This is a genomic window from Pelagicoccus mobilis (genome assembly GCF_016595505.1).
In the GTDB taxonomy this organism is placed as follows: Bacteria; Verrucomicrobiota; Verrucomicrobiia; order Opitutales; family Opitutaceae; genus Pelagicoccus; species Pelagicoccus mobilis.
Map to the genome: position 1 here is coordinate 1 of NZ_JAENIL010000031.1, position 18,804 is coordinate 18,804.

The 18,804-nt window shown below is 50.8% G+C and carries 12 protein-coding genes; 6 read left to right on the forward strand and 6 right to left on the reverse strand.

The genetic code is table 11. The features are described 5' to 3' along the window. From JIN87_RS16470 to JIN87_RS16485, 4 genes are all read right to left on the reverse strand, one after another. A partial coding sequence (locus JIN87_RS16470; protein ID WP_200356689.1) for a glycoside hydrolase family 30 protein occupies positions 1-1,394 on the reverse strand: 1,394 nt, incomplete at its 3' end. Positions 1,395-1,456: 62 nt separating this feature from the next. After that, positions 1,457-4,393, reverse strand: coding sequence for a TonB-dependent siderophore receptor (locus JIN87_RS16475; RefSeq protein WP_200356690.1), 2,937 nt, complete (start codon positions 4,391-4,393; stop codon positions 1,457-1,459). A 169-nt stretch (positions 4,394-4,562) separates the two neighbouring features. Next, positions 4,563-6,299, reverse strand: a complete 1,737-nt coding sequence (locus JIN87_RS16480; protein ID WP_200356691.1) for a sodium:solute symporter family transporter — start codon at positions 6,297-6,299, stop codon at positions 4,563-4,565. A 17-nt stretch (positions 6,300-6,316) separates the two neighbouring features. Then, positions 6,317-7,765 (reverse strand): glycoside hydrolase family 30 protein, encoded by a 1,449-nt coding sequence (locus JIN87_RS16485; RefSeq protein ID WP_200356692.1) that lies wholly within the window; start codon positions 7,763-7,765, stop codon positions 6,317-6,319. A gap of 293 nt (positions 7,766-8,058) precedes the next feature. Between JIN87_RS16485 and JIN87_RS16490 the strand changes: the two genes are divergently transcribed. Genes JIN87_RS16490 through JIN87_RS16505 form a run of 4 tightly spaced genes read left to right on the forward strand, consistent with a single transcriptional unit; the run spans position 8,059 to position 11,834 of the window. After that, positions 8,059-10,275: a histidine kinase gene (locus JIN87_RS16490; protein ID WP_200356693.1), complete on the forward strand. Its 2,217-nt coding sequence runs from the start codon at positions 8,059-8,061 to the stop codon at positions 10,273-10,275. Between the two features lie 4 nt (positions 10,276-10,279). Continuing rightward, entirely contained in the window at positions 10,280-10,909 is a 630-nt protein-coding gene (locus tag JIN87_RS16495; RefSeq protein ID WP_200356694.1) for a response regulator, read from the forward strand. Between the two features lie 56 nt (positions 10,910-10,965). Beyond that, positions 10,966-11,502 carry an endonuclease/exonuclease/phosphatase family protein gene (locus JIN87_RS16500; protein WP_200356695.1) on the forward strand — a complete coding sequence of 179 codons (537 nt, stop codon included), beginning with the start codon at positions 10,966-10,968 and terminating at the stop codon, positions 11,500-11,502. Positions 11,503-11,513: 11 nt separating this feature from the next. Continuing rightward, positions 11,514-11,834, forward strand: a complete 321-nt coding sequence (locus tag JIN87_RS16505; protein ID WP_486644354.1) for an endonuclease/exonuclease/phosphatase family protein — start codon at positions 11,514-11,516, stop codon at positions 11,832-11,834. Between the two features lie 29 nt (positions 11,835-11,863). On the opposite strand, the gene JIN87_RS16510 is transcribed toward JIN87_RS16505, so the two are convergent. Together JIN87_RS16510 and JIN87_RS16515 are read right to left on the reverse strand one after the other, a co-directional pair. Continuing rightward, entirely contained in the window at positions 11,864-13,198 is a 1,335-nt protein-coding gene (locus JIN87_RS16510) for an MFS transporter (RefSeq protein ID WP_200356697.1), read from the reverse strand. Positions 13,199-13,282: 84 nt separating this feature from the next. Then, positions 13,283-14,674 carry an ADP-ribosylglycohydrolase family protein gene (locus JIN87_RS16515; protein WP_200356698.1) on the reverse strand — a complete coding sequence of 464 codons (1,392 nt, stop codon included), beginning with the start codon at positions 14,672-14,674 and terminating at the stop codon, positions 13,283-13,285. Positions 14,675-14,911: 237 nt separating this feature from the next. On the opposite strand from JIN87_RS16515, the gene JIN87_RS16520 reads away from it, so the two are divergent. After that, the gene (locus JIN87_RS16520; protein WP_200356699.1) at positions 14,912-16,030 is read left to right on the forward strand and encodes a redoxin domain-containing protein; all 1,119 of its coding nucleotides are present in this window, start codon (positions 14,912-14,914) and stop codon (positions 16,028-16,030) included. A 198-nt stretch (positions 16,031-16,228) separates the two neighbouring features. Then, on the forward strand, positions 16,229-18,784 hold the full coding sequence (locus JIN87_RS16525) for an ankyrin repeat domain-containing protein (protein ID WP_200356700.1): 2,556 nt from the start codon (positions 16,229-16,231) through the stop codon (positions 18,782-18,784). Positions 18,785-18,804 lie beyond the last annotated feature (20 nt).

Sequence of the window (18,804 nt, forward strand, 5' to 3'; positions counted from 1 at the left end):
CCCCCCCATTGATAGGTAATCATACAACGTCGAGGAACTTCGTATTCAAAGTGCTTCCCTCGCCAGTTAACCGTAATGCGACGCGCCGACTGACTCCTGTTCGCCACAACGAGAGCTACGGAACTGTCCAAATTTTTAAACGCGACGGTTTCTAGATCTCCAATCCAGCTCGGGCTCGCAATTCGAACAGCACCCGGCCTCACGAATTTGCTCAAGTGCCCAAGGTAGTAGTATTGGCCGTTATAACTCACCTGATCCATGCTATCCGAGCGGATCAAAAGCATCCCTTCGTTGGGATTGTCCTCGCCAATGACTGAGGGTCCACTGTTTTGATCTAACGCTGCGTTCCAGAGAACAATCGCCTTCGCCCAATTTCTCGGAATCTCGATCATCTCGTGCACGATGTTATCGAAGTGATCGTTCCACTCGCCAAAGCCCCCTTCCGTAAACCAAATCCCCTTTTCGGGGAATTCAGAATTCAGGGTGCTCATTGCTTGAATAGGTCCACCGTAGTGGTGAAAGCCACTGCCTGCTACGTATTCAGATGCTGATGACGAGAGAATCGCTTGCGGAATATCCAAGCCGTCATAATTGTGGTCGTGGCAAATGATCTTAACGCGATCCAAGCCAGCGGTCCGTAGAGCTGGACCAAGATAATCGCCTATAAATCTTATTTGCTGATTCTTAGTCAGAATCATACCTGGGTAATGTGCGGGTGAGTATCCCGGTTCGTTCTGCGGAGTTATCGCGTAAATAGGAACACCTTCCTCTTCGTAAGCCTGAATGAACTTCACCAGATAATCAGCGTTGGTCTCATAGTGAGTGTTCAAAAGAGTGCCACCGATCAAATCTCCTGAGCTCTTCATCCAACCAGGTGGACTCCATGGAGACCCCATCACTTTAATCTGAGGATTGATGGATAGAGCGTCCCTAATTCGCGGTAGAATATACTCGCGATCACGTTCAATTGAAAAGCGCTCCAATTGAGGATCTTCTTCTCCGTCGTTATAACTGTAGGTGGATAGATTGAAGTCTGAAGCGCCGATCGTCTGCCTCAGCATGCTGAGACCAATCCCTGTTGGACCGAACAAACTCTCCATCACTTCCTGACGTTTGGCATCACTCAGTCGCTCCGTAATCAACCAAGATGAAGCCCCAGTCAGTGACACACCCCAACCATCGATAGTCTGGTACTGCGTGTCCTCGTCAATGTCCACGATGAGGCCACCACCAGAGCCATCGTCCTTAAACAGAACGTCTTCCTGCTGTTCCAAGGTCACATCAAGAGACTCTGTCGTAAGCCAAACCTCGACCTCGGTCTCACCAAGAGCGATTGCTCCACAAAACAATCCGCCAAGGATCGCTATTCTCCTTAAAGTGAAATCCATCGTCATCAAATTGCAAATACAGGATAGGAGGGCCGAACAACCGGCCCTCCATACCCCATTTACTAGGCTTAGTACCTGTAATCAAACGCAAGTCTCCAGCTGAGCGGAGCTTGATAGACTTGCCCAAACAGCTTCTGCGTATCTTCTATGTTATACACATTCAATTGGACTGACGCAGGATTGTCGTGCATTTCGAACTCGTACTTAACCATGCCATCGAGCTGAAAGCGTGATTCTGTCTCAAGCGTTAGCGGGTCACCATTTTCATCACCGATGATCGCTCCACCACCTTTCGTGATGCCGGAAAAATACTGCCTTGGCCCTTCATAATTGCCGCCTAAGGCGAAGCTAAACCCTTTCAGTTTCGAATCTTCAGGCATTTCGTAATTCACCCAAAAGCTTCCTTGATCTTCCGGAGTATCGTCTAAAGCGAGCCCTGTTCCCGCACTAATGCGCGTTGAGGTATCCGTCCAATCTCCATAGACTTCATCAATTGGCAATCCGCCCAAACCAGCCCATGTTGCTGGATAATACCAAACAGCCCATCTGTCCTCAGGATACGGATACTCGATCCAACCTCCGGCGTTGATAACCTTCTTCTTGGTGTGAGCCCAAGTGAATACAAGTTGTAGATTATCAGTTGGCGAGTAAATGAACTGAGTATCCCAACCAGTCGACTCATCCGAGCCAAGAGCTACTGCAGTATTTCCGATCGGTCCTGCCGGGTCTCCGCCATTATAGTCGAGAGTAGCGTTATTAGTTAGGTTATCCTGATTGTAGAGCCAGCCAAACCAACCGGTAGAGTTCGTCGCGTATGCATTCGCGAATACAGCATCGAGCAAGGCTGCCGCTTGTGGTTGCGAAGCGTTAGCGTACCAGTTGGTATTGCCTGCTGAGTTCGTCGCTTGATAGATGGCTCCAGATCCGACAGCATCGAACCACTCATCTGAAGACGCGACGACCGCAGCGTTCCAGCCATTATTGTCAGGATTGAAATCGTTCACCTGGTAAATGATGTCAGAATTCGGATTGAATCGATTCGCATCAGTCAGTACCGGAGCATACCAAACACTGCTTGGATTTCCAACGGGAGAGCGCTCGCGAGTAATATCGAACTTGCTGAACGTGCCCGACAACTTTCCGTCGAAAAGCTCGAACTTTATTCCAAACTCTTCGTTCTTAGCGAGAGCAGCCGTTATCGGTACTCCCTGGAAATCGACATACCCTGCGAAGTTTGGCTGCACTCCCTCACTACTCATTGCGTAAAGAGAAACGGCTTCGTTGATCTTGAAGCTGATACCACTTTGGTATGTGGTTTCAGATGTTTCTTCAGAAGCTGTGGAAATCGTGTCTAGACTTCCGCCAACAGTTCCGTCTACTCGGTACTGAGGATTTCGAATCTCAGTCGCGTTTGAGGTGGTGTCACGCCGAGCTCCAGCGATTACCATGAGACGATCGTTTAGGAAACGGCCTTGGAATACTCCATAGTACGCATCGTTCATGGTCTCGAAACGCTCGTTTTGGCGCTCTCGCATGACAACATCCTGGGTCACCCCATCTCCTTGGGTTCCAAAACGGAAATAGCTAGCGTCTGTTGGATTATGGAAATTAGCTCCATCGCCAGGAGTCCCGATCGTACTAAAACGTCGCTCCTCGGTCGTGTCGGTATACCCCAACAAGAGATCTCCATGGAATCCGAACCAATTTTCTTTCGGTCCAAAAAGATCGAAGCTGTAATTCAGCTCTGCACGAATCTGATCCGTGGTGTTGTATTCTTTCTTATCTTCCCACTGGTAGGCAATAACCGCTGGTTGAACACCGGTCGTGATCCCTACCGCCTCAGGGCTGATCGCTTCGAAATTCACATCACCAATCGCCCAGGCAGGAGCTTGGGAACGGTTCGAGGCAAGCTCCAAAGAAGCGAGATTATCGCGCTGTTCGTAGTCAAATGAAGAACTATTGGCACCCACTAGAAAATACATATTATCCATGATTTTCTGGGTCAGTTTGAGCTCCAAATTGGAAGACTCATTGTGATTGTAAGTGTCAGGACCACTCCAACGGAAGGTTCGTGGGTCTCGCCCGTCTACCTCCAAGAAGCCGCCAGCCTCACCCCCATCCCAATTGATGAAGTTACTTGCTACTGAACGAAGGCTTTTCCAACCGATGCCATCGCGCTCCTGCTCGCCAAACTCTCCATCCAGAAGAATCTCAGTTCCCTCCCATGGCTTGTAGCTGAGAATTGGGGCAACAAACCAATGACTCTCCGTATCGAAGTCCGTGAACGAGTCGGTATCCTGGAAAGCGCCACTAATCCGGAATGCTAGCTTACCCGCTTCATCCAAGCCATCGGTGTAATCAATGGTGGTCCGCTTCATGTTATCACTGCCTATGGCTACAGACACAGAGCCTTGGCGCTCAGTTGAAGGCTGTTTGACAAGGTAGTTTATAACCCCTCCAAAATTGCCAACTCCATAAAGGAGAGAGGCAGGTCCGCGAACGACCTCCACACGCTCGATGTTTACCGAGTCGGTAGCATGACGCCTGCGAAACCCGTCGCGTAGGACAGAGTCAGTCTGAAACCCGCGAATCTTGAAGCTGGTTCTGTAAGCAGTTCCCGACAGTCCCTGAGGATTGTTTACCTTGCCCGGCGTCTGAGAGGACTCGCCTCCAGGTGAACCAAAGTCATTCTGACTCTCCAAGAGAATTCCAGAACTATACCGCAAGGACTCTCTGAGATCATTCGACCCCGTATCTCTCAAGAACTCTTCCGTTATCACCTCGATAGGCATCGGAATATCCTTGATCGCCGAGTTAAGTCGGGTTCCGGATATCGTGTTCGTCGCACGATAGCCTTCGTCTTCGCTTGCATCAACGGTGAATGGGGAAAGCTCAAAGACCTCCTCCGTCTCTTCTGAATCCTGAGCTATAGCACCTCCGACACCGACAACGGCTACAATCGGAAATGCTCGAATCAATCGCTTTAATGTTCTGTGGTTTGACATTCGATATTGGGTTGAGGTTGCAGCAGGACCATTCCCGTCGCGTTCATTGCGGGTAAAAGGGGCGTTGAGAGCCTTTGAGGGGACAGCTCTGCTGTTGGGGTCAGCTTAGAATTTATAGCAAGCTCGGATATTCCGCATCCCCCTTTGTAGGGGGTGCCGCTTTTATTGCCTACCAGAAGACTATATACAGTCCCACAGTAAGGGAACAGACAAGAGCACCAACCCACTTCGCTCCACGCGAGCTCTCGAGGTCAATCTTGTCGTTTACTGGCATGCGCACAGGTTCCTCCAGGGGGCGAAGGCGAGTCACGAGTAGTCCGAAACCTAGCACTAGAAAGAAGCAAATAGCCATCCGATCGAGGAAGGCCATCTCCTGTGAGTACCACCATCCCTTCGAAACAATCCAAGGCCCCAGTACCCACTTCAACAAAGCATATGCGACAGCGTTCAAAACGATACCAATCGCGCCAAACGCACGAGGCGTCCTAGGAGAGAAGAAACCCAAGATGAACACCGCCAAGATTCCCGGGGAGATAAATCCCTGAAACTCTTGAATATAGGAAAAGATACTAACGAACTGATCCAAAGACGGAGCAACAAACGCCGCCAATACCACGAACAAGAGAACAAACCCGCGTCCAATCCGCACAAGCTTTCGAGAGTCCTTTTCGCCACTAAATTTTGAATACAGATCCATCGTCGCGATCGTCGATGCAGAATTCAACATCGATGCAAGAGAGCTTATAACCGCACCACAAAGAGCGGCTAGAACGAACCATGAAACCAATGGATACGGCTTGATAAGATTTCTAACCAAGACTGGGAAGGCACGATCGTAGTCATAGCTCCCATCCGACGCCAGGAGATCACCGCTAAACAGATTATACGCCAGTATTCCTGGAATAACTACAAGAAAGGGAATCAGAAGCTTCAAAGAAGCTGCAAAAACGATCCCCTTCTGTCCCTCTGCCAAGGACTTCGAGCCAAGTGTTCGCTGTACGATATACTGATTGAGCCCCCAGTAGAAAAAATTCGGAATCCACAAGCCCACCAATAATGCCGTCCACGGCAAGTCGCTATCCTCCTTGGGACGGATCATGTGAACCTTGCCACCAGATCCGTTAGGTCCATTGCGAGCGATTGCCTCACCATCGACTCCATCATTGAGCAATAGAAACCGCTCCCATGCTCCCGCCTCTTTCAGGTCTTCGAGGGTCGCTGTGGAATTCTCTACCTTGGTAGCGATGAGCTCCTCTGCGGGCATAGACTCGAGCTTAGAAAAAGCAGCAATCATAACGATGACGCCTCCGAGTATGAGAGCCGAACCCCAAACCAAGTCCGTCCATGCGCAAGCTTTGAGACCTCCTACGAAAACATAGAGCGCTGCAAAGCCGGCAATCAACCAACACACAACCGTCAAGTTATTCAGTAAAGGTATGTCGTTGTAATACTCGGAAACGAATTTACCGCCCGAGTAGATCACCGAGGATGTCGCCACAAAGACGAGCGTTACGATCGCAGGAATAGCCATAGCCATAGCCAGTCTAGCTACCCCTCCAAATCTGTACTCAAGGAACTCTGGAATAGTGTATAGCCCGGCCTTGAGGAAACGTGGCAAAAACCAGAACCCCACAATCACCAGCGTGACTGCGGCCATCCATTCATAGGATGCGATCGCCATACCCAACCAATTAGAGGCTGCGCCGGACATACCTACGAATTGCTCGGTGGAAATGTTTGCAGCAATCAGAGAGAATCCTACCAGCCACCAAGTAAGTCCGCGTCCGGCCAAGAAATAGTCAGACGCCCCTTCACTTGCTCCTGCGGTCCTCCGACTCTTGGCAATTCCGATCCAGATGACACCGACAACTGCCACCACAAACAGCAAAACCTCAATCAGGTACATGGCTTCTTAGAACAGGTCTAGTTCTTGAGAATGTAAGTATTGATCGCTCGCGGCAGTATTGAGGACTCAGCCGCAAGACCATCGATCATAACCCGGTAATCAACCGCTAACTCGGTTTTGTTGAGAACTACCAGAACAATTTCGCCATTAGGGTTCTGAAAGGCAACCTCACGAATCTGATCGCGACTTGACGAAGAGGCGATGCGCTTTGCTCCCGGTTCGATAAATTTTGAGAAGTGGCCGATATAGTAGTAGGAATTTGTATACACCAGCTCTCCATCCTTCGTGTTCGCATGCACAGGAGCGAAGCAATAGTTCCCAACGTGATTCGGACCACCTCGTTCATTCAACAAAATATTCCAATCAGTCCAAGCGACGGTTCCAGCCTTGAAGTCATTTACCATCGAGTGTCCATATCGCTCGCCCAACTCCCACGCATCCCAACGATCAGCGTCGAACCTCTCAGCGCAACCTTCCGTAAACACGAGCTTAAAATCTGGATACGACTCGGCAACTTGCCGCAAATTGTAGAACTGCATGTCGCCGCCGGTCCACGGTTCATACCAGTGGAAGCCAACACCCCATACGTATTTCGCCGCTTCCGCATCTCCGAGGATTGTCGTGGCGCGTTGATAAATCTGATCCCGGTTGTGATCCCAAACAATGAGCTTCTTGTCCGACATACCCGCTTCTTCCAAAGTCGGTCCGAGATGGTCACGGACAAAATCGCGTTCCTCCTCTGCTGTCCAGACACATGATTCCCAGGTCTGAACCGCCATTGGCTCGTTCTGTACTGTGAGCCCCCAAATTGGCATACCACGCTTTTCGTATTCTTCAATAAACCTCACATAGTGGCGCGCCCAGGAATCCCGAAACTCTGGCAACAGCTTTCCTCCTCGCAATCGATTCCCGTTGTCCTTCATCCACGCCGGAGGCGACCAAGGGCTTGCGTAGAGAGGCAACTCACCACCTGCAGCCTCTATCGCTCGTTTGATCATTGGAATCCGATACCGCTCATCTAGACTCACGTCAAAACTTGCTAGGGAAGCATCCCCTTCCTCCACGTAGTCGTACATCGAGCTGGAAAAGTCGCAGCTGGCAATGTGTGTTCTTAGTAGATTGTAACCAATCCCTTCTTTCCTGTCGAAATACGCTTTCAGAAACTCTTCCTGAACCGACTCGGGCAATTTCGCAAAAGTCTCGGCCGACGAGTCAGTGATCGCCGCCCCAACCCCAACAAAAGTTTGGAAACTAGCACTGGTATCCAGCAATATAAATCCATCCGTCTCAAGAGGCTGTCCAAAGGGTTCAAAAGCCAGCGACTCCCCAGCAGACAAACGTAGCTCGGTGTCCTTAGCCGTCGTGAACGTTTCGATCTTCTTCCAACTGGTCTCCTTGGCAGACAATCCTGCAAGTGAGAAAAATACGGCTGCCGCAGCCGTTAACGTGAGGGTACGTGTTTTCATAGTATTCTAGGGGTAGTCCGCAATTCGGGATAACGCGGACAACACAAACGAAAATAGCAGACGCCTCACACGTCCGCATCCCCCTTAATGGGGGGATCACTTGAGATTCATAGCGGCCTAAAATCCTAGGCTACGACCAGGACAAAATCCTCAAACTCGAAGATACCTCAAATGTTGAACACTTGCGATCTTAGTCTAAGATTCTGAGCCTTGGAGTGCGGAACACCCCTCTTTAGAGGGATGCCACTTTTGCAGCTCCGCAGTATATTTTCTTGCTAACCCCTTTTCATCTGATGCGTGTCATCCGCCCTTTCAAAACTCTAGCCCAGGTGGTTCTACTTGCCACCATCAACCCGGCAATCGCACAAGAAGAGGAGTCACCACCACAACCACTGCGAAACATCGCTGAGATTACCGCCTTGTCCGATAACCTAGCTGGACGACAACTTAGCATCGACGTCACCGGGGTAGTCACCGCAGCCGAACCCAGTTGGCAAGGTCAATTCTTCGTTCAAGATCCAACCGGTGGTGTCTGGGTAGAATACTACGGCAACGCAACCCCTCCAATCGGCTCTCTTATCAAAATCACTGGCCAGAGCCACCCCGGAGCCTTCGCACCTATCATTGCTGCACCTCAGTGGAGCATTCTTGAAACGGTCCCACTACCAACAGCTAAAACAGTCAACATAGACGACCTTGTTCTTGGCGTGTACGATGGCCAACGTGTCGAACTCAAAGGCATAGTGCGAGCCGTTAAACAGGAGGGAAGTCGCTATATCCTAACGGTAGCTGCAGCCGGCCATCGACTCGAAGTGTGGGTCCCAGTGGAGCTGATTAAATCCCCTGAATCACTGATCGCTTCCACCATCGCGGTACGTGGCACTACCGCAACCCACTACAACCAAGACCTCCGGCACTTAACTGGCGTCGGTATATATACAACTCGCAGTGAAGACTTTGAAATAATCGCACTGGAAGAAAACGATCCCTTCCACAGCGCTATCATTCCAATCAAACGTGTAGCTCAACACCGACCTGGAATGGGTTCTGACAAACGAATCCGCATTTCGGGCACCGTTACCCACAAAGGGTTTGGTCCACGTCTATTCATACAAGATGAATCTGCAGGGCTACGCATCATGAGTTCGAAATCGAGCAACATAAATGTTCAAGACCACGTAGAAGTAATAGGATTCCTAGAGTTCGAAAACCACTTGCCAGTCCTTAACGATGCCATTTTGCGTAAAACCTCCGCATCTCGCCAAGTCATCGACCCTAATCCCGTACCAATAGCAGAACTAAAACGTGGATTGCATCACGGAGAGTACATAGTCCTTGATGGAAGAGTATTGGACCGCACCTCGCGCCCTATACTCGATGCGACTGGCAACAGTATTGGAAACTCTACCACATGGCTTGTTCAAGGAGAGGATCTGAGTTTCACTATCGAATACGCATCTGTCGCCGATTCTCCAATACAGACAGTTGCTCCTATTGGCAGCCTCATATCAGCCCAAGGAGTCTGCTTTTCAGTTATTGAGGAACCCGTCGAGTTAAAATCCGTACAGCTCTTACTATCTGAACTCGGCCAAATACAAATAATAAAGAGTCCAAGTTGGTTAACCCCGACTCGTCTCTTAATCGGGCTCGCAATCCTTGGATCCCTCCTGATGCTCGCTATGGCTTGGTTGCTGACTGTCTCCAAAAAGAATGCACGTCTCAAAGTCTTGGTAAACGAAAAGCAAGAAGCGCAGAATCTCCTACAAGTCGCAAACGATACCCTAGAACAAAAGGTAGAAGAACGTTCTAAGCAACTCCAAGTTGAGATGAGCGCCCGTAAGGAAGCTAGAGTTCAATTCAAAGCAGTTATCGCTGAACGCACACGACTCGCCCGAGACCTTCACGACACGCTCGAACAAGCCCTCACAGGAATTGCTCTTCAACTCGAAACCGCCAACAAGCTCTTTTCCACTTCGGAAAAAAAAGCTCAAACACACATTTCACTGGCTAGGCGCTGGCTCAGCCAAAGCCAGATAGAGCTTCGCAACTCCATTTGGGACCTACGCTCGCGCGAGCTCGAGCAGTTCGATCTCGCCCAAGCCCTCAAACAAAGTGTAGAGCGACTTGCCGATAGTATGGGTCTAAAGGCCAATTTCGCGACAAATGGTGAAAAACGTCCTCTCGCTGAAATATTGGAGGAAAACGTTCTCCGTATTGGACAAGAAGCGATGACCAACGTCGCCAAACACTCCAAGGCCACCGAAGTTTGGGTTGAACTTTCTTACTCGGATAAAGAACTCAACTTGAAGATTCGAGACAACGGCATTGGTTTTGAAGCAAAATCCAAGCATACGTCTCCAGTAAATCACTACGGTCTTTTAGGTATGAAAGAACGAGCGAATCGAATCAGCGGAAGCTTCAAAATCGAAAGTCAGGCTGAAATTGGGACGACACTTTATTTAACCACGCCAATCGAAAATCGACCCGCCACAAACCACTTGAAAGACTAAGCAAATGAGCACCGAAGGAAAAATTCGAATAATCGTTGCAGATGATCACTACATCGTGAGAGCAGGTCTCGTTTCCTTGCTGGGAACTGCTGAAGATATGGAGGTCGTAAGCGAAGCGTCGAGCGGTAAGGAAGCCATAAAGGTTTACCAAAAGCATCTCCCCGATGTTGCCCTATTCGACCTCCGCATGCCTGGAATGGGTGGAGTCGAATCCATCAAACAACTTTGTTCAAAGCACCCAGATGCGAAGGTCATCGTTTTCTCTGCCTTCAATGGCGATGAAGACATACATAAAGCGTTCGAAGCCGGTGCACGCGGCTACATCCTCAAAAGCTCGATCGGCGAAGACCTCCTAGAAGCGGTGAGAGAAGTCGACGCTGGGCACAAATGGATTCCTCGGGATGTATCCAGCCGTCTTGCCATTCGCAAGACCTACGAAACGCTCACCCCTCGCGAAACTGAAGTCCTCTCAGAGATCGCACACGGCCGATCCAACAAAGAAATCGCGAACTCCCTCAATATTTCGGATTACACCGTCAAGGATCATATCAAAAACATCCTCGGGAAGCTGCAAGTCGCCGCCCGAACTGAAGCCGTAACTGTCGCTCTTCAACGCGGGATCATCGAAATCTAAATCGGATCTTTAATTGGTCTCCACACAAACAGTTTGGCATACCAAGCATACCCGAAATGAACAATTGGATACATAGCCTCAAAGGAGCAATCATTTCACTTAGTTTTACTTTCTGTGCGGTCGTGGCCCACAGCCAAGAGGCTCAACTTACTCTGATGTCCTACAATATTCGGCTGGATCTTCCAAGCGACGGAGAAAACCGTTGGGATAAGCGCAAGGAAGTCCTCACATCGCAAATACTCTTTCTAAATCCGGATATTTTGGGAATCCAAGAGGGACTGCCACACCAAGTCGACCACCTTGCGCAATCTCTCGATGAATACGCCTACACCGGGGTTGGACGAGACGACGGAAAACACGAGGGTGAATTCTCCGCCATTTTTTACAACGCAAACAAGGTCGAGTATCTGGCGGGAGATACTTTTTGGCTATCAGAGACGCCCAGTGAACCTTCATTGGGCTGGGGGCTTCCTATCGCCGAATTTGTACCTATGCCCATTTTCGCGACAGAGCGTCTGGTCGAACGTATTGGGTTTTCAACACCCATTTCGACCACGAGGTCCCAGAGGCACGATTTAACGGCGCCAAACTGATTTTAGATCGAATCGACAAGCTAGTGCCCCCAAACACACCTTACTTCCTCATGGGCGACCTGAACGCCATTCCGGAAACCCCAGAGATCAAGCTCCTTTCGCAATCGATGAACGACACGCGTATTCATTCTGAAGTGACAGTGTTCGGACAGTCTGGCACTTTCAATGGGTTCAATCCAAGTGTCGCGCCGACACGGCGCATCGATTACATCTTCGCCAGTCGAGACTCAATTCGAGTCATTTCTTACGCGACCTTCAGCGACCTCGTCGATCAGAGGTTTCCTTCCGATCATTTCCCAGTGGTCGCCAGGTGCGAACTTCTGAAAAAGTAGCTTCCTAACATTCGATGAGCAGTCAGAGACTACTCGATATACTTGTCGTGGGTCTTCTCTAGCTTTCCGCTCTTAACCAGCTTTTCGAATTTCAAAAGGTACAAGATTCCCAATACGCCCAGAAGGAATATCCAGTGGTACCCTGCCATGTAGTTGAACGTTCCTTCTTCCAAGCCATAAAAACGCGGCGAAATGAATTCGATCCACGATCCCATCGCGTTCGTTCCTACGAAAGCAATAAAACTGAATACGATCCCCAATCCACAGGACAGCGTCCCGAACTTGTTCCGCGAAACATAGTCGAAAATCAGCGGAAAGCTGGCTATCGTTATGAACGAGCTGACAGCCCCCTTGAAGAGTCCCAAACCCATCACCATGAAGAACGGAGGAATTCCATTTTCGGTCAGGTATTCGGCGTAGACGTAGTACGCGAACTTCAACCCAACCACTGCGCTCAGTCCGAACTTCAAAATCTTCAACCGGTCAAAACGGTCTGAAACAATACCTCCTAGAGGAGCGACCGCGACAGAGATCACCATACTGATCGCCATTATGTTTCCGTATTGAGATTTCGTATACCCCCACTGCTCCGTTACCAACAAGGACTCGAACTGAGCTAGCCCGATCCAAAGATTCTGCATCACGAACGCCAAGCCCAACAAGGGCAGCATTTTCCGGTCAAAGAGGTCCCTAAAAATCGACATGTAGGGCACCTTAGTCAGTTTGCAGGGTTTTATTCCTTCTGGCTTCGTCTCTTTGGTGAAAAACAAGATAACCCCACCCGTTATCAAAATCACCAGTACGTTCGCCCAATACATTATGGCCTCGCCGGTGATCTCAATCCCTTCCGCCAACTCGTAAACCTTATCGAAGCCTCCAATCAGTCCAGCGAATACAATTCCAAACGCTGCCGACTTATAGATGGAAGTAATCGCGCCCGCTCGCCCTCTTTGGGGTGGAGGGATAACTTCCATTGTCAACGACTCGTAGGGAGTGGCGAAGTCTACAAAAAACTGATACGCGATAATCAAGGAAAACGCCAGCCATAGCTCCGTCGCTACGGGAACAAAAAAGCACAATCCAGCAGATACGAAACAACTCACCAATATAAATGGCCGACGCCTTCCCCACGGCGTCCAGATGTGATCGCTGGCATAGCAGCATACCGCCCCGACAAGAAAGCCAAACGCTTGATTCGTGCTTCCAATCAATCCGATCAACGCGGGACTGTCCGTAAACTTCGAAAGCGTAAAGGTGATACCAGCATTGCTAATCGCCTCGCGCATCACAGTTGAGAACCACGGAAACAAAACGATCGTCACGTGCATCCAAGGCACTTGTTTCTGCTGCGTAATGATTTTCATTCTAAAGTTATTTCGAGCCGCTCCCAAACGCTTCTAGGAGGACAAACAGATAAGCCCAACTAGCTAAGCGCCATCTTCGTACCGTTAGTGGGTCTCTTCCTTCGACAAAGGAATCAGCCAAGAGTCACTTTCTGGGTCCACGCGACCTCCCATCTGCTCCACGACAACCGTATCGACCACATCGATACCTCTTCGAGCCATTGAGGAGAAGTCGTCGATTCCCTCATTCGGGAAACCGCCTCGTGTTCGGTGGATGAAGAAGCGGTCCGCAAATTTACGCCCAAACGCCTCCTCTACTCCCTCCTTGCCCAGCATAAATCCGAGCAGACCTCCCCAAGTCGCAGTGGGATTGTCCGAGTCCCACCCCGCCAAGGTCCCGATCTTGATCGTCTCCTTGATGTCGCCTTCGCCATAGAGCAAACTCACAATACTTGCTCCGAAATTGATGCCTGCCGCAAAACAGCCATTGCACGCCTGATCCTTCGTCGCCCACAGGTATCCATCTTCTTGGCGCACCTGATACTTCTCGTGCAACCCATCGCGAGCGGCCTCCCAAGTAGCCCCCGATTCGTACTGCTCGAGCACGAAATCATACATTTTGGCGGAGTAGGAATCCTCTGGCAGATTCTTGCGAGCCTCGCCGGCCATCCATTTGACCTGTTCGGCCATTGGCTTGGATTCGTCCACGATTGAAGCGAGAGAGTGCATCACCACGTAAAACTCCGCAATCCACTCCGCGTTTTCCCTCGCCACCGTACGGATCGGCAAATCGGCAATTTCCAAAGCCACGTCCGAGCGAGCCGGGGCGAACAACCCGAATATCTCCGTCGTCAGCTGAGCATCAATCATGTCGTAGAAAGGATTCAAATCCGGGTCGCTTGTATCCGGAGGCAACACACCTTCACGCATCAGATCATGCGCAGTCTGGTTCGAAACCCAGAGAAAATTCTCCGGGGTCACCCCATCCCTATGCAGAAAGGGAGTATTCTCGTCCGAATAGATGTGCTTCAGCCAACCGTCGCGGATCTCTTCAGGGCTTAGCAGCCCCGTCTTACTTGCCGACATCAACGCGAGGTAAATGTATTCAATATCTGTATCATCATCCGCGCCCCACACGCCTCCTTCATCCTCGAAAATGAAGTCGATTCGGGAAAACTTACCATTGTTCGCCGAATTCGGCCAGATCGTCGGCTGATCCGGTTTTCCCCAGTCCTCACGGGTGTAAAAGCCCGCCCCTCGGCCTTCTCTGCCTTCGCCTCCGATCTTATCCATCTCCGTCACAATTCCCGTCCAGTTGGCGATACATTGTCCCAGCCAAAAACCATAGAACCTCTCCTCGTAGTCTCTACGCGAGATGGTGATCTCCTGATCCTCGTTCGCTGGTCCGGACTCGTTGCTGCAAGCGGAAATCAACACAGCAACGCACATCAAGGAAATGGCAGACAGTGAAATATAAAACGTAGAACGACTCATCATGGAAAAAACTGGCAAGGGTTAAACCGATTACAATGCCCAAGCATAGAAGAACGGCCGAGCTCTAGCACTTATCCCGTCAACTCCTACCGACTTGCCGCAGAATTGATTATACAGAGCGAGTCATTCAAATATAATTACGATACGAATCAGTCTAATGTAAGAGACAACAGGTGAGTGACTCGCCAAAACCATGGCGATCTTTATTCGATCACACAAACAACTCCAATGCCCTACTCCATGAAAATACTAAGCATACTGATCTTCCTCACGCTAGCCGCAAGCAACGCCCTCGGCGAGAGCGCAAAAGCGCCGCTACTCTCCATTGGATCTCCCGCGCCGGACTTCAACCTTCCCGGCATCGATGGAAAAAACCACCAACTTTCCGACTACGATTCCTCCCGACTGCTGGCGATTGTCTTCACCTGCAACCACTGTCCGACAGCTCAAGCTTACGAGCAGCGACTCAACGAGCTTGCGACCGCCTACTCCAAGGAAGACCTAACCCTCATCGCCATCAGTCCAAACGACGACAAGGCCGTTCGCTTAGACGAGCTCGGGTATTCAGAATACAATGACTCGCTCGAAGAAATGATCGAGCGGGCCAAGGACGCGGAATTCAAATTCCCCTATCTCTACGACGGAGAAAACCAGAAGGTCAGCTGGGCCTACGGTGCGCAAGTCACCCCGCAAGTCCTCATCTTCGACGAGGAGCGGAAGCTGAAATTCAATGGACGCATCGACGACAACGACAATCCGGCGCTCGCAAAGAGCTTCGAAACCCGAGATGCGATCGACGCGCTCCTAGCTGGCAAGCCGGTTCCCGTCGAGACCACCAAGGTCTTCGGTTGCTCGGTCAAGTGGTCGAGCAAACGGGAAAACGCCGCGGAGTTCATTGAACGCTGGAACGCAGAACCCAGCGCACTGTCACTCCTCGAACTGGATCAGCTGGAGTCCCTGCGAAAGAACGACAGCGAAAATCTCCGCCTCATAAACGTCTGGGCGACTTGGTGTGGTCCTTGCGTAGCCGAGTTCCCCGATCTCGTCGACATCCATCGCCAGTACCGGGGACGTAGTTTCGAAACAGTGACCGTTTCAATGGACTTGCCAAAGACGCGTTCGAGAGTCGACGCGTTCTTGAAAGCTAAAGCCGCATCCATGACCAACTACCTCTACAATAGCACGGATCGCTACGCTCTGATCAATGCCCTCGACGGCGGTGAATGGGATGGAGCCCTGCCCTACACCCTCCTCGTCGCACCAGGCGGAAAAGTCATCTACCAAGCGCAAGGCCAATTCGATCCACTGCAGCTCAAGAAAGCAATCGTTGGCCACCTGGGCCGTACCTACTTCGAGTAGGTGGGGCCGCTGCGTCTCTAGATGAGATTAATGGCTAGGGCTCCCGAGATGAGCCTCAGCTTTTTGCCCAACTAAACGTGTAAAGTTCACGCCAGCGTTCAGTAGACACTGGGTCTATCGAGATATTTGCCTATCTCGAAACGCTTTCGGGTGCCCAACTGAATCAACAGGTTGAACACCATTACTGGACCTTTGCCAATGATCCCTCAAATCTCACGTTTACTGACTCTTGGTCTGTTCTCACTTGCCCTCAATTCGCAGCTGCAAGCCGAGAACACTATTACCCTAAATCTTTCGGATCGAAACCAGGAGATCGACGGCTTCGGTGGTTGCTTCATCGCCTACGACCAGATGCCCGCCTATCGCGACCCCACCTTTTACGATCTCGCGGTCTACGATGTCGGACTCTCGATCATCCGTGCCCACTTCCCAGATATCAGTACAGTGAATACAAATGGAGAGTCCGATCCAGAACGCTACAAAAAGAGCGAATACGGCAGGATGATTTTCCGCGAATTTAAGAAGCGCGGCGTCGAAACCTTCTTCAGCTCCAACTGGAGCCCTCCCGCAGAGTTCAAAACGAACCAATCCAACCTTCATGGTGGCTACCTAATCCCGGACAAGCGCGAAGCCTACGGACAATGGATCGTAGACAATATTCGAGCTCTGGAAAAGCAGGAAGGCATACGCCTGAAAGCAGTCTCCCTGCAAAACGAGCTCATGTTCATCGAACCCTATGACTCAGGACTCTACAGTCCAACTCAGTATCGGGAAACATTCCGAGCCATAAGCAAAGTTTTCCTAGATCAGAATCTGGATACACAGATCATTTTCCCGGAGGACATGGGGTGGTATGAACGAACCCGACAATATATCGACGCCATCATGCAGGACAAGGAGACAAAAGAGCTTCCGGGCTTCTTCTGCTCACATGGGTGGTCTGGAGATGAAAACTGGGAGCGAATGGGCACACTTGTAACAGAGTACGGTAGAAAACTCTGGATGACAGAAACCAGCGGCCACAATCAGGATTGGGACGGGGCTTTAGCCCTTGCCGCCGATATTCACAAGGTACTAGCCCTCGGCAACGCCAGCGGCTACATCTACTGGCAACTCAACGCCCGCATTCCGAACCGCTCCGCCATATTGATCGGAGGACGTCACAGCCCAAAATCAGCAGCGATGAAACACTACGCTCGCTACGTTCGCCCGGGTGCGGAGCGTATCTACGCGTCGAGCTCCGCTGATTCCCTGTCAGTCAGCGCATACCGTCACGCAGAGGATCAAACCTTAAGTATCGTAATACTCAATACCTCTGATCAACAGGTCCAAACCCGTCTACACATCGCTGGCTCCGACAGTAAACGCACAAAATTCACCCAATTCACGAGTGACGAACAAAAGCGCTTCGAATCCTCAGTCGCCCGAATTGGAAAGTTGATAACAATCCCCGCTCGTAGCATCGTAACGCTTTACGGTCGCGAAGACGGGAAACTCGAGCTTTTGCCAAGCCTAATACCGGCAGGACTGACAATCGATAACAACACTCCTCTTGCCACAACTCAAGACACCACCACTGGGCAGGACGAACAGCTGCACTATGCCGCCAGAGCCAATGATGTGGCAAAAATCAAATCCCTTCTCGCGAGCGATTACGATCCGAACATGAGAAACGTGGGGGGCTTCACTCCCCTTCACCGATCCGCCTGGCCAGGACACAAAGAAGCGATCTCTCCTTTGATCAAGGGAGGAGCCAACCCCAACGCCACTGATTCCAACGGCGAAACGCCACTTCACATCGCTAGCAGCAACGGACATGAAAGCTACATCAGAGAGCTTGTGGGACTGGGGGCCGATGTTGACTTCCCAAGTATCCAAAAATTTCAGACTCCACTCCACAATGCGTGCCGCGGAGGAAATCTAGAAGCGGTCAAGCTGCTCATCGAACTTGGGGCCGACGTCAATAAGCCCGACCACAAGGGCTGGACCGCCCTCTTCTTCGCGGGTGCGAGTCACTACCCGTCCACCCGAACGATACTTGATCACTTGATCAAAACTGGAGCGAACCCACAGCACACCGACGAGCAAGGCAAGACCGCCCTCCATGTCACCGCCTCGAACCTCCACTCCGTGGCGGGTCATCCCCCCGAAAAAGACGCCGATAAACTCAACGTTCTCATCAACGCTGGAACTCCCGTTAACCAAGTAGACATGCTTGGTAAAACCGCCCTCCACTATCTCGCCCAAATCAGCCATTGGGGTTATGCGGAAACCGCCGGAAAAACACCACAGCTCAACTACGAAAATTTCGCTCTCCTTTATCTGCTTGAGCAAGGGGCAGACCCTTCGCTTCAAGACCAATTCGGGAATACCGCCGCCGACTACGCCAAGCTAGAAGGTTACAAAGACTACGTGCGCCTTCTGCAAGAGCACGATTCGAAGGAGGACGAAGCCGCTGAAGGCTCCGAAACGGTCAACCGCGAGCTGAGTCGGGAGCTCCTAAAAGCGACGCACGATAACGATATCGATCGAGTCGCGACCCTCCTCGAGAAAGGAGCCGATCCCAATTTCAAGGAAAAGCAAGGAGGCACTAGCCTGCACGGGGCCGTGCAATCCGGAAACCAGAAGATGCTCATGCTCCTCCTTCGTAACGGGGCGGACATAAACATTCGCGATAGCGACGGCTACCTCCCCGTAGAGCGAGCCCAACAAAGCGGGCGCAGCGACCTCGTTCTGGTTCTCGAAAAGTATTAGAGCTCCAAAAATCCAACTCC

What these genes read in the sequence shown, in the direction of transcription:
- JIN87_RS16485 (WP_200356692.1), bottom strand. Translation starts at nt 7,765, where the DNA reads ATGAAAACACGTACCCTCACGTTAACGGCTGCGGCAGCCGTATTTTTC.
- JIN87_RS16495 (WP_200356694.1), top strand. Translation starts at nt 10,280, where the DNA reads ATGAGCACCGAAGGAAAAATTCGAATAATCGTTGCAGATGATCACTAC.
- JIN87_RS16525 (WP_200356700.1), top strand. Translation starts at nt 16,229, where the DNA reads ATGATCCCTCAAATCTCACGTTTACTGACTCTTGGTCTGTTCTCACTT.
- JIN87_RS16515 (WP_200356698.1), bottom strand. Translation starts at nt 14,674, where the DNA reads ATGATGAGTCGTTCTACGTTTTATATTTCACTGTCTGCCATTTCCTTG.
- JIN87_RS16520 (WP_200356699.1), top strand. Translation starts at nt 14,912, where the DNA reads ATGAAAATACTAAGCATACTGATCTTCCTCACGCTAGCCGCAAGCAAC.
- JIN87_RS16475 (WP_200356690.1), bottom strand. Translation starts at nt 4,393, where the DNA reads ATGTCAAACCACAGAACATTAAAGCGATTGATTCGAGCATTTCCGATT.
- JIN87_RS16480 (WP_200356691.1), bottom strand. Translation starts at nt 6,299, where the DNA reads ATGTACCTGATTGAGGTTTTGCTGTTTGTGGTGGCAGTTGTCGGTGTC.
- JIN87_RS16500 (WP_200356695.1), top strand. Translation starts at nt 10,966, where the DNA reads ATGAACAATTGGATACATAGCCTCAAAGGAGCAATCATTTCACTTAGT.
- JIN87_RS16510 (WP_200356697.1), bottom strand. Translation starts at nt 13,198, where the DNA reads ATGAAAATCATTACGCAGCAGAAACAAGTGCCTTGGATGCACGTGACG.
- JIN87_RS16490 (WP_200356693.1), top strand. Translation starts at nt 8,059, where the DNA reads ATGCGTGTCATCCGCCCTTTCAAAACTCTAGCCCAGGTGGTTCTACTT.